Source organism: Paenibacillus sp. DS2015 (assembly GCF_050433705.1).
Classification (GTDB): Bacteria; Bacillota; Bacilli; order Paenibacillales; family Paenibacillaceae; genus Paenibacillus_AQ.
Window position 1 is genome coordinate 1 of sequence record NZ_JBNPWS010000055.1, and the last position, 11,769, is coordinate 11,769.

Genomic DNA, 11,769 nt, shown 5'->3' on the forward strand with positions numbered 1-11,769 from the left:
TTTCTGCTCATATGTTCACGATCGTGGTAGCCTTCATACCGTCGTTATGAAGGCCTTTTTTTCGGGCAACTGCGCAACCAATCCAAAGTGTTATACCCACTTCATGAAGAGACAGTGAGACGAATGTCGCCACAGGATCAGGTAAGTGCCCTTTATAAGCGAGAGAAGCGGCTTAACTTATGGAATGGGCTGGATCATGATGTTGTCGTCATGGAAGGATGGGAAAGCAAGCGAAAAAAATATACACCGATAGAATCAGCTCTGCGTCATTTGATCCATAAATATTCAGGACCACACTTTTTGTATCTAACGCCAGAGACGGCTAACGTATTCGCATCCTTTACCTCCTTTGAGGAGTGGATTGTAAAGATTAGACTGATCCTTACCTCAGAGCCAGCCAAGCTACATCCGAAGCTTAAGCAGTATCGTCATCGTTGGAAGACTGTACAAGATATGGACGATGCGGAGTAATTTTCGGTTAATAAACCTATATAATCCCGACCCTGAGAAAGTATTGGGGCCGGGATTTTTATCATATCTATGTTATGGAACTCACGAACGCTTTAGGTCAACCTGATGGAAGAAACTCAATCTATATTCAGTCAATGATTACCATTAAATGTCACTGTGTGATATTGTGAAAGTAGCTAAGAATGAATGTCTACATGTTGAGATGACGATATTCCAAAATGATAATAAGGTGGAGGGGAACCATAGTGGTGAGGTTAAGTAAATGGCTCAAAGTACTCGGTGTTATAGTCATGACAACGGCACTATTTAGCGAGGTGGGTAAGCCTGAGGTTAGGGCTGCAACGAAGATATACAAATTTGATTTTGGGAGTGGAAGTGTAGAGCCGGGGTATATTGGCGTTAGTGCAACGATGGCCTATAACCGCAGTCAAGGATATGGATTTAATACACCTGAAAATATGAAGAATGTAACGGGACAAGACACGGGAATGGCGAGTGATGCGGTTCAATTTGTAACTGTTGGAACGAAAAGTAATAATACTTTTAATGTGGACCTTCCAAATGGACTTTACGAGGTTAAGGTGACACTTGGGAAAACAGGTAGAACCAGTATTGCCGCTGAAGGTGTCTATCAAATTATAAATATGATGGGAGACTCGGCAGTAGATAAATTCCAAATTCCTATTACCGATGGGCAATTAAATATACTTGCAACCGAGGGTAAGGGGGCTGCGTATACATTAAGTGCGCTAGAAATAAGCAAGATATCTCATAGGGCTGTGACAAGAAGAACGATTTATATTGGTGGGGATTCGACGGTATGCAACTACTATCCTTTAGTTAATAGTGTGCAAGGGGGATGGGGGCAATTTCTCTCCCAGTTTATTGACGGTAATACTTTTCAGGTTAGAAATATGGCGTCCGAGGGGCAAATTGCACGAGGTTTTCGAGATGATGGGCAATTAGAAGCCATACTTAAGTACGCTCGATCTGGGGATTATGTCATCTTACAACTTGGAATCAATGATTCAAATTTAAAAAATGAAGAAACGGAAGCCGAATTCAAAGAGATTATGCGTGATATGATCATACAGATTAAGTCCAAAGGGGCAACCGTTATCCTATCCACTCCACAAGGAAGAGCCACAGATTTCAATTCGAACAACGTCCATACTGCTGAGAACCGATGGTATAGACCTGCTATTCTAGCTTTGGCTAAGGAAGAGAATGTTCCATTGATAGATCTAAATGTTCTTAGTTCAGCATACTTCACGTCTAGAGGTCCAGAAGCTACATTAGCGCTTTATATGACAAAAGATTATTTACATCCCAATCGTTCAGGTGCGACTGAATTGGCTCGACTCGTAGCCGAAGATTTAGCGAATAAAGAATTAGATGGTTTTAATTAGGATTATAACGGTATAATGAAATTTAATTGTAAACAAGTAAGGATTCGCTATTCGTTTGGAGAATAATTGACATAACTTGGAGGAAACACATTGACATCAATGAACCGATTTATCAAAATCTGTATCGCTGTTATCTTAGTATTTACCATCATTTACTTGGGTTCGCTAGTTGACTTTATCTTTCAGCCCATACTATCGTTATTGAGCGTTGTTATGGTTCCATTAATGCTCGCCGCTTTCTTCTATTACCTATTACGCCCGCTAGTCAAGTGGATGGAACGACCTAAATTAAAAAAGTCTTGGGCTATTCTAATTATTTATTTAGTTGTAGTGATTCTACTCGTTCTATTTGGTATCGGGGTATGGCCATCTTTGCGCACTCAATTTAGTAATTTAGTAGACAATGCACCGAATCTGTTTAGTACGCTGGGTAAGCAGTTGCAAGAACTGGAACAGAATGGAGCTCTATCAGCCATTCTTCCGGAAAATGTAAGTCCGCTATCTAAATTGACTGAATATCTGAATAGTGGATTTTCCTTTTTGACCAATTACGTAGCAGGGTTGTTTTCGTTCTTTTCTAATTTTGCAGTCATTCTCTTCACCTTCCCGATCTTGCTTTTTTATATGTTGAAGGAGGGAGAGAAATTCGGTCAGAAAATTGTTAGTTTTATGCCTAAGAGATTCCGTGAAGATACGAAAAAAGTGGTGAAAGATATTGATACAGCTCTTAGCGGTTTCATTGTAGGGAGAGTGGTTGTCAATGTCATTCTCGGCGTACTTATGTACATTGGATTCCTGATTATTGGTCTGCCTTATGCACTGTTGCTAACTATGGTAGCCGTGATCATGAACTTTATCCCTTTTATTGGTGCTATTCTATCGACCATACCGATTGTAATTATCGGTCTGATTGAATCGCCCTCGGTTGCCATTTGGTCCTTAATAATCATTCTAGTCGCACAACAAGTTCAGGATAATATTATATCACCCTATATTTTTGGCAAACAGTTAGATATTCACCCGCTTACTACGGTCATACTGGTCTTAGCGGGTGGTGATGCGTTCGGAATCTTCGGTATGATCGTGATCATTCCAGGATATATGATTGTCAAAATCATCATTGTCAAAGTGTACCATCTGTTCTTCAAACGGAAGTGGGAAAATGCTTAGGGTTTATCCAAATCATGTCTTGTATGTTAGTGTTAGTATAACCTCATAGGAAGATATAAGAAGAACCATCGGTGCCACTTTTATAGTGATACTGATGGTTCTTCTTGTATCAATTACGGATGAATTGGGTAAATCAAGAGTATGTAAATTAAAGTTCATATGATGGAAACCATAATAGAAAGAAATATGTTTAAGAGAAATGTAGTAATTGACGCGTGAAAATAGAGAACATGGAGGACTAATGTAATGGACAATCATAATAATACACAAATCCCACAACCTAAAACATTCGGTCCACTAGGTAATATACCGCAGTTGAATATCGATGAACCCGTACAATCACTGGTGAAATTGGCAGATGAATTTGGCCCTATTTTTAGAATGGATTATCCCGGAGGTAGAAGTGAGGTTTATATTTCCGGTCAAGATTTAGTAGCTGAAGCGTGCGATGAGTCTCGTTTTGATAAAGAAGTGTGGGCTCCTTTGCAGAAAGTTAGTGCCTTTACAGGTGATGGATTGTTCACAAGTAGGACGGAGGAACCGAATTGGCAAAAGGCACATAACATCCTGCTACCCAGTTTCAGTCAAAGAGCCATGCAAGGATACCATCAAATGATGGTGGATATTGCGGTACAGTTGATCCAGAAGTGGGCACGACTGAACCCAGATGAAAGTGTCAATGTGCCAGAAGATATGACCCGTCTCACCCTAGATACCATTGGTTTATGTGGGTTCGATTATCGGTTTAATAGCTTCTATCGTGACCAACCCCATCCTTTTATTATCAGTATGGTTAGAGCTTTAGATGAAGCTATGAGTCAACTGACACGTCTGGGGATTCAGGATAAACTGATGCCCATGACAAAGCGCCAGTTCAAGCGCGATATAGAGACCATTAACGCTCTTGTCGATAACATTATTGCTGAGCGTAGACTAAACGGGAATCAAGAATCAGAAGATCTACTCTCTCGCATGTTGAATAATAAAGATCCCGAATCTGGTGAAGGTATTGATGATGAGAATATTCGCTATCAGATTATTACATTTCTAATAGCGGGTCATGAGACAACGAGTGGTTTGCTTTCTTTTGCCATATACTATCTCATGAATAATCCAGACAAGCTACAAAAGGCTTATGAAGAGGTAGATCGTGTGCTAACAGATCCAACGCCAACCTATAAGCAGGTACTTAACCTCAAGTACATTCGCATGATCTTGAGTGAAACGTTACGTTTATGGCCGACAGCGCCTGCTTTTTCACTATTTGCCAAAGAAGATACGATCCTTGCAGAGAAATATCCACTGAAGAAGGGGGAGAGCGTAAATGTGCTGATCCCTAAGCTTCATCGTGATACGAATGCATGGGGAGATGATGTCGAGGCATTCCGACCCGAGCGATTTGAGGATCCGAGCCAAGTACCACAGGATGCTTATAAGCCTTTCGGTAACGGACAACGGGCTTGTATTGGACAGCAATTTGCATTACATGAAGCGGTACTGGTGCTAGGGATGGTGCTTAAACATTTTGAATTCATAGACCATACCGACTATCAGTTAAAAGTGAAAGAAACACTAACCCTTAAACCGGATCATTTCACAATCAGAGTCCGTCAGCGCAAGCAGGTTGAGGTGAATCCGTCTGTAGCTACCCATACATCTGGCACGGGTATAGAAAAAAAGCGGGCGCAGCAGGAACCACAAAGTTCCTCAATCATCGGTGCAAACCACTTATCGCTGTTAGTACTCTATGGATCTAATCTTGGGACAGCAGAAGGAATTGCCCGTGAATTAGCGGATACGGCACGTTTCCATGGTGTGAGAAGTGAAGTGGATACTCTTAACAATCGGATAGGGAAATTGCCGAAGGAAGGGGCCGTATTTATCGTTACAGCCTCATATAATGGCAAGCCACCGAGTAATGCAAGAGAGTTCGTGCAATGGCTTGAAAGGGTGGAACCCGGTGAACTGAGCGGCGTTAATTATGCGGTATTCGGTTGTGGAGACCGAAATTGGGCTAGTACATATCAGGATGTACCGAAATTCATCGATAAGCAATTAGCTGATAAGGGAGCCACAAGAATCTCACCACGTGGAGAGGGGGATGCCAGTGAAGATTTCGAGAGGGATCTAGAGCAATGGCGAGACCGCTTGTGGCCGGATGTGATAGATGCATTCGATTTGACATTTAATGAGACTGTCGAGAAAGAACGAAGCACATTAACGGTTCAATTCGTTAGTGGATTGGCAGGTGCACCTCTTGCTCAGTCTTATGAAGCCGTACACTCTACAGTAACGGAGAACCGCGAACTTCAAACTTTCGATTCGGGTAGAAGCACCCGGCATATTGAGATCTCTTTACCTGAAGGGGTAACGTATCAAGAAGGCGATCACCTTGGGGTATTACCTAGCAATAGAAGAGAGATCGTGGATAGGGTCTTAAGACGGTTCGCTCTGAATGGTAACGATCAATTAGTCGTGACAGCAAGTGGACGTAGTTCGGCCCATCTTCCTTTAGACCGTCCTGTGAGTTTATATGATTTATTAAGCCATAGTGTTGAATTACAGGAAGCGGCAACTCGTGCCCAACTCCGTGAACTTATGGGGGTTACCATCTGTCCTCCACATAAGAACGAGATTGAAGCTTTGCTTGAAGAGGGAGCCTACAAGGAACATGTACTAGAGAAACGGATCTCGATGTTAGATATTCTTGATAAGTATGAGGCATGCGAAATGTCCTTTGAACGCTTCTTGGAGCTGTTACCGCCATTAAAACCAAGATATTATTCCATTTCCAGTTCACCACGTCTTACACCAGACCGATCTAGCATTACTGTTGCAGTTGTCAAAAGTCCAGCATGGAGTGGTCGTGGTGAATTTCGTGGAGTAGCATCCAATTACTTGGCCGATCGTAAGCCTGGTGATGATATCGTCATATTCGTCAGAACGCCAGAATCGGGATTCCAACTTCCAGAAGATGCCGAGACTCCAATCATTATGGTAGGGCCTGGGACAGGTGTAGCCCCTTTCCGTGGTTTCTTACAGGCACGTGCCGTAATGAAGCAGGAAGGTAAGACACTCGGCGCAGCACATCTATACTTTGGTTGCAGAAGCGAAGCGGACTTCATATACCGTGAAGATCTTGAACAATATGAAAGAGATGGCATCGTTACATTGCACACGGCCTTCTCCCGTAAGGGACAAGATGAGAAGACCTACGTACAACATCTAATGAACAAGAAGAAGGAAGAATTAATCGACATTCTGGATCATAACGGCAGACTATATCTATGTGGAGATGGCAGTAAGATGGCTCCAGATGTGGAGAAGACGTTGGAAGAGGCTTATCAAGAAGTCCACCATGTGGATCAACAAGCAGCCAAAGCGTGGTTGGACGGGCTTCAGAATAATGGACGATATGCGAAGGATGTGTGGTCGGGAATTTGAATTTCAAGTTGTTCTGAAATAAATAACTGACAGCTAAAGGACAGTCATGCCACTAAGGGTGCTGTCTTTTTGTGTGTTAGAGATGAGATTAGGCAGGGATTGTAGGGTTATTATTGAATTTATAGGGGAGAGATACTGCAACGAAATCAACCCCACTCAAGGAGAGATTAGATAATCATGGATATAAACGCATTAACCCAGTATTGTTTGTCAAAAAAAGGGGCACTAGAGGATTACCCTTTCGGTGATGATGTTCTCGTAATCAAAGTGGTCTCCAAAATGTTCGCATTGATTAGCGACAATGGCGATCAGCCTAAGATTAGTCTGAAATGTGATCCATTTATAGCAGAAAATTTAAGACAACAACACACAGCGATTACTCCCGGATATCACTTAAACAAAAACCACTGGAACACGATCTTAATAGATGGAACGATTCCAGAACTGGAAATATTCAAAATGATTGATCATTCGTATGAGTTGGTTTTCAAGGGATTAAAAAAGTCGGAGAAGGAATCAATGATTCAGTTGTAATTTGCCGAATTCAACCGAGAAGAATGAGTATAATAGTTGAGCCTCTTTTTCATAAGAAAACTCCGAGATGAGGTTAATTCATGAAAAAACATGTCGTTTTCGATTTTGATGGGACACTTGTAGATTCTGCCGAAGTGATTGTTAAGGTATACAATGAGTTAGCTGTTCAATACAAACTTAAGAAGCTTGAACGGGAAGAGTATCAAATTATAATGAATCTCCCACTGAGAAAAAGAATTAAGGCGCTCGATGCTTCAATATTCAGGATTTTTACGCTAGGAAAGATAGGGAAAGAGTTTAAAGACAAGTACAAATCGTATCTAGAGTTGCTGAATTTTGTTGATGGAATAATTGATGTCGTAAGTGAATTGAAGGGTAAGGGTTACATTATATCTATTATTACTTCAAACTCAGAATTAAATATTAATACATATTTGAACCATAAAGAAATCAACTTATTTAGTCACATTACATCATCAAAGGGGCTATTTGGAAAGGACCAAGCCATTAAGCGCTATATGAGGGAGCACCAAATATCTAATGAAGAACTCATTTATATAGGGGACGAGGTAAGAGATATTTATGCCTGCAAGAGAAATCATGTTGAAGTGATTGCTGTCTCATGGGGCCTTTATAATAGTGAAATGCTTCTCTCTAAAAATCCGAATTATTTAATACAAGAGCCTCATGAGATCATTAGTATTGTTGAATAAGACAGATGAGCTGAAGCAAGATGTAAAAAGGGAAAGGATATGAAATCGAAAAATCGAAGTGAATAAATGATGGAGGATATTGGAATTGTGAGAGCGAATGTATATACATATGCGGGAATGCTCAGATTGTGTCGATGATTCTGGTGATTTCGTTCATTGAAGGTATTGAGTTAATTAGAGGTATTAAGAAAATAATTATTAAGTAGGAGGCCCTATGAGTCAGGAAGTAGCTCCATCAGGTGAAGCGGTTTTTCGGTATGAGGAAAGAACGGAGGATATTAGACTCGCGTCTGCAGACGAAGAAGCACTAGAAATGATTTCAAACCATGTGGAAAAATACATAGGGAAAATTGATGGTGTTTTTCATGAGATCATATCAGATATTGTTCATCTAGATATTCTGATTGTGAAGCCCACTAAAGAAAAAAATTATTATACATTAGTAACATCTGGTATGAGTAATTTACCTATGACGGTTCCAGAAGGGGCTGATCATTTCAAATTTGCTGAACTCGTCATATGTCTGCCTAGTGAATGGAAGGTATCTGACGAAGCCTTTAAGCAGGAAGAGAACTATTGGCCTGTACTTTGGTTGAAGAAACTTGCGAGGTTTCCGCATGAGTATCAGACATGGTTGTACCGTGCACACACCATACCTAATGGAGATCCAGCAAGACCCTTCGCTACGAACACTGATTTTACCGGTATGATCCTTTCTATTCCAACAACAGTGGACAATGCCAACGAATTCTTCACTTTAGAATTAGCTAACGGTAAGAGTGTACATTTCTTTAGCTTGATCCCGATTTATACGAATGAGATGGATTTTAAATTGAAAAAGGGAACTGATGCTCTCGTTGAGAAATTAGAAAAGGCCGGCGTAAATGAGCTAGTTGATCTCAAGAGAAGAAGTGTCTGTAAGAAAACATTGTGGATTTTTTAAAAAACAGCCTTAAATTCATCTGTTATAAGAAATATTTACGAACTTGCGGAAGTGCCGGAAGACAGATTGCTCTATGAGCGATTTGTCTTTTTTTGTCTGGTGTTGTAACAACCATATTCTATAATTTGGAAGGAGAATGGAATGATGAAAGCGAATGTATACTCATTAAGTCACAATGTCGTGTTGGATGCTGCACCGAATGGTGATGTGATTGTTGAGACACCTTATAATGAAGAATGGATTAATGCGATTAGAAGTGTTCCCGGTAGGAGATGGGATGCTACGTCAAAATGTTGGGTGATTCCAGGGAGTAAATCTGCCATTCTGGTCCTTTGCCATGCATTGCAGGATGTACCTGTGGAGGTGAAAAGTACACAATTGGTTGAGCGGTTTCCTGAGTTTATGCAACTTCAATCTGGTGATGAGAAGAATGCTTTGAAAAAGTTGAAAGACACATTAAAGATGAAAGGGTATAGCATCAAGACTCAAAAGGCCTACATGGGTCACGCTGAACGCTATTTGCGGATGTTAACGATTCCGTTAAAGAACGCTGAATCTCACCATACTCATGCATACCTATTGAAATTATCTGATGAATCGCGATCATCCTCTTATGTGAATCAAGCGGTTAGTGCTCTACGGTTCTGGCTTGTTACGGTTCTGGGTCGTAGCGATTTGAACCAATGGATTAGGCCAAAACGGCAAAAGAAACTTCCTGTTGTTCTATCTTCGGGTGAAGTAGCTAAGTTGCTGAAGGCCATACAACATGTAAAACATCGAACATTGATAGCCTTGATCTACTCGTCTGGACTTCGAATCGGTGAAGCTGTTCGCTTAACGAAGCAGGACATCGATCCTGTGCGTAAAACCATTCATATTCGACAGGGAAAGGGAGGGAAAGATCGATTCACCGTTCTCTCCAATGCAGCTTATGCTATGCTACAGAATTATATGGAGACTCAACCTATAGTTAAATATTTATTCCCAGGAGGAAAAGGTCTCGATCATCATCTTACTGAACGTTCAATGCAGCATGTATTTGTGAAGGCTATGCGTAAAGCGGGAATCTCTAAGCCAGCAACAGTGCATACGCTGCGGCACTCCTTCGCCACTCACCTATTAGAGAACGGCACAGATCTTCGATACATTCAAGAATTACTTGGACATGAAAGCTCGAAGACAACCGAAATCTATACCCATGTCAGTATTAAAGATATCCGCCGCATCCAGAGTCCTCTGGATCGAATAGGGATGGACGACGAGGACCAATAGCTTCGTCTATCACACCTGAAGAGGGGAATAAAGCGAATTCGTCTATCCAACTGTATTGGAGGGATAAACGAATTCGTGGATTAGTAGTTATCAGAAATCGGGGCAATGTGATAAATACTAGAAATAGAAACCGTAATTATGTGATTTTAGAAAGGAAAATAAAATGCAAGTACAAGGATTCAATCATATAACAATAAACGTTAGGAATCTCGATGTATCAATAAAATTCTATACAGGTGTTCTTGGACTAAAGATAAGACATCAAGGGAAGAAGGATGCATATCTAGAATGGGGAAGCGCATGGATTTGTTTGATTGAAAGAGATAGGTACACTGAGAATACAGGGAGACAGTTAGGAGTAGATCATATTGCATTTTATATTCCGGAGGAGCATTTCATGGATGCAGTAAAGTCACTCCAAGATGATCATATAACTATAGTAAGGCAAGCAATAAAGCGTGGAACTGGGTGGTCAATCAATTTTTTAGATCCAGATGGAACTCAACTTGAATTACATACATCGAACTTAGAGGAAAGAATGAAAGTATGGAGATAGTAAGAGCAAGAAAAAGAAAGAAGTTATGCGACTCAAAGAAGGCCCCAACATCTGATAACATTACATTCCTGCATCGTCGCTGACGCTCCTTGGTCGCCAAGAGGGATATCGGAGAAGTGGATTCAGGCGATACATTCAACCAGCTAAGTCTGACGACCCGTTCCCTTTGGTCACTTAAGCTGCTTGAACGTCAGGAATGTGCAAACGTTAGACGAAATTGGCTAAATACATATGGAAAGGTGAGAATTAAGATGAATATTGTTAATGTCCTTCATTATGATGCTTTTTCATCTGTTCCGAATAAAGGGAATCCCGTTGGTATTGTGTTGAATGCTGACTACTTAACTAAGGATGAAATGCAGCATATAGCCTTTAAAGTCGGCTTTAATGAGACTGTGTTCGTATTGAATTCAGAGAAGGCTGATCTAAGACTAAAGTATTTTACTCCAGGACACGAGATAAATCTTTGTGGGCACGCAACTATAGGATCATTATATTGTCTAAAGTCGAAAGGGATGTTCGAGGATAGAAAACTTATTCAGATTGAAACGAATGTAGGTATACTACCAATCGAATTTGATCAGATGGACGACCAGCTATCAATAGAGATGAAACAAGACAGGCCTCAATTTACATCTTTTAATGGGGACATAGATAAGTTGGCCGAGTCAATGGGATTAGTGAAAGAAGAGTTGGATTTAAATAAGCCTATCGTTTATGGAAGTACTGGTACTTGGACCTTACTGATCCCAATCAAGAAATTGAGCAGCTTTAATAATATGACACCAAAAAATCAACAGTTCCCAAATGTACTAGTTGAGAATGTCAAATCATCAATACATCCGATATGTTTTGAGACTTATGATAATAGAGCGTTGATGCATGCAAGACATTTTTCCTCTCCTTATTCAGGCACAATTGAAGATCCAGTAACGGGGACAGCATCAGGTGTAATGGGTGCTTATTATTTATTGTATGTAAATCAAAACTTAACTTCTGTTGAATTTATTGTGGAGCAAGGCCAGGAAATTGGAAGAGATGGAAGAGTGCATGTAAAAGCAATACGAAGCGAAGAAGATATGGATATATTTATTTCAGGAACAGCGATATATGTACAAGAATTTAAGATTGAGTATGAATAATCGAAGAAGAGCCAACATCCTCTAACACTTTGGATTGGTTGCGCAGTTGCCCGAAAAAAAGGCCTTCATAACGACGGTATGAAGGCTACCACGATCGTGAACATATGAGCAGAAA

General features: G+C 40.6%; 10 protein-coding genes. All 10 read left to right on the forward strand.

Translation table 11 applies throughout. From position 1 onward, the window contains the following. Nucleotides 1-114: 114 nt before the first annotated feature. The 10 genes from J2T13_RS25535 (at nucleotide 115) to J2T13_RS25580 (ending at nucleotide 11,654) form a co-directional block, all read left to right on the forward strand. Nucleotides 115-471, forward strand: a complete 357-nt coding sequence (locus J2T13_RS25535) for a hypothetical protein (protein WP_429375452.1) — start codon at nucleotides 115-117, stop codon at nucleotides 469-471. A 290-nt stretch (nucleotides 472-761) separates the two neighbouring features. Continuing rightward, nucleotides 762-1,880, forward strand: coding sequence for a rhamnogalacturonan acetylesterase (locus tag J2T13_RS25540; protein ID WP_429375469.1), 1,119 nt, complete (start codon nucleotides 762-764; stop codon nucleotides 1,878-1,880). Nucleotides 1,881-1,970: 90 nt separating this feature from the next. Further along, on the forward strand, nucleotides 1,971-3,050 hold the full coding sequence (locus J2T13_RS25545) for an AI-2E family transporter (protein ID WP_429375454.1): 1,080 nt from the start codon (nucleotides 1,971-1,973) through the stop codon (nucleotides 3,048-3,050). Nucleotides 3,051-3,296: 246 nt separating this feature from the next. After that, nucleotides 3,297-6,494 carry a bifunctional cytochrome P450/NADPH--P450 reductase gene (locus tag J2T13_RS25550; RefSeq protein ID WP_429375456.1) on the forward strand — a complete coding sequence of 1,066 codons (3,198 nt, stop codon included), beginning with the start codon at nucleotides 3,297-3,299 and terminating at the stop codon, nucleotides 6,492-6,494. 177 nt (nucleotides 6,495-6,671) lie between these two features. Beyond that, nucleotides 6,672-7,028: an MmcQ/YjbR family DNA-binding protein gene (locus J2T13_RS25555; protein ID WP_429375458.1), complete on the forward strand. Its 357-nt coding sequence runs from the start codon at nucleotides 6,672-6,674 to the stop codon at nucleotides 7,026-7,028. Between the two features lie 80 nt (nucleotides 7,029-7,108). Beyond that, nucleotides 7,109-7,741 carry an HAD-IA family hydrolase gene (locus J2T13_RS25560; RefSeq protein WP_429375460.1) on the forward strand — a complete coding sequence of 211 codons (633 nt, stop codon included), beginning with the start codon at nucleotides 7,109-7,111 and terminating at the stop codon, nucleotides 7,739-7,741. Between the two features lie 214 nt (nucleotides 7,742-7,955). Then, entirely contained in the window at nucleotides 7,956-8,684 is a 729-nt protein-coding gene (locus J2T13_RS25565; RefSeq protein WP_429375462.1) for a suppressor of fused domain protein, read from the forward strand. A 141-nt stretch (nucleotides 8,685-8,825) separates the two neighbouring features. Continuing rightward, entirely contained in the window at nucleotides 8,826-9,956 is a 1,131-nt protein-coding gene (locus J2T13_RS25570) for a tyrosine-type recombinase/integrase (RefSeq protein WP_429375464.1), read from the forward strand. A 163-nt stretch (nucleotides 9,957-10,119) separates the two neighbouring features. Next, on the forward strand, nucleotides 10,120-10,512 hold the full coding sequence (locus J2T13_RS25575; RefSeq protein ID WP_429375465.1) for a VOC family protein: 393 nt from the start codon (nucleotides 10,120-10,122) through the stop codon (nucleotides 10,510-10,512). 251 nt (nucleotides 10,513-10,763) lie between these two features. Next, a complete protein-coding gene (locus J2T13_RS25580; protein WP_429375467.1) occupies nucleotides 10,764-11,654 on the forward strand; it encodes a PhzF family phenazine biosynthesis isomerase in 891 nt (296 codons plus the stop codon). The last annotated feature ends 115 nt before the right edge of the window (nucleotides 11,655-11,769 follow it).

Bases quoted from the DNA above. Each gene is read 5' to 3' on its own strand.
- J2T13_RS25540 (WP_429375469.1), top strand. From the start codon at position 762: ATGACAACGGCACTATTTAGCGAGGTGGGTAAGCCTGAGGTTAGGGCT.
- J2T13_RS25550 (WP_429375456.1), top strand. From the start codon at position 3,297: ATGGACAATCATAATAATACACAAATCCCACAACCTAAAACATTCGGT.
- J2T13_RS25555 (WP_429375458.1), top strand. From the start codon at position 6,672: ATGGATATAAACGCATTAACCCAGTATTGTTTGTCAAAAAAAGGGGCA.
- J2T13_RS25560 (WP_429375460.1), top strand. From the start codon at position 7,109: ATGAAAAAACATGTCGTTTTCGATTTTGATGGGACACTTGTAGATTCT.
- J2T13_RS25565 (WP_429375462.1), top strand. From the start codon at position 7,956: ATGAGTCAGGAAGTAGCTCCATCAGGTGAAGCGGTTTTTCGGTATGAG.
- J2T13_RS25570 (WP_429375464.1), top strand. From the start codon at position 8,826: ATGATGAAAGCGAATGTATACTCATTAAGTCACAATGTCGTGTTGGAT.
- J2T13_RS25575 (WP_429375465.1), top strand. From the start codon at position 10,120: ATGCAAGTACAAGGATTCAATCATATAACAATAAACGTTAGGAATCTC.
- J2T13_RS25580 (WP_429375467.1), top strand. From the start codon at position 10,764: ATGAATATTGTTAATGTCCTTCATTATGATGCTTTTTCATCTGTTCCG.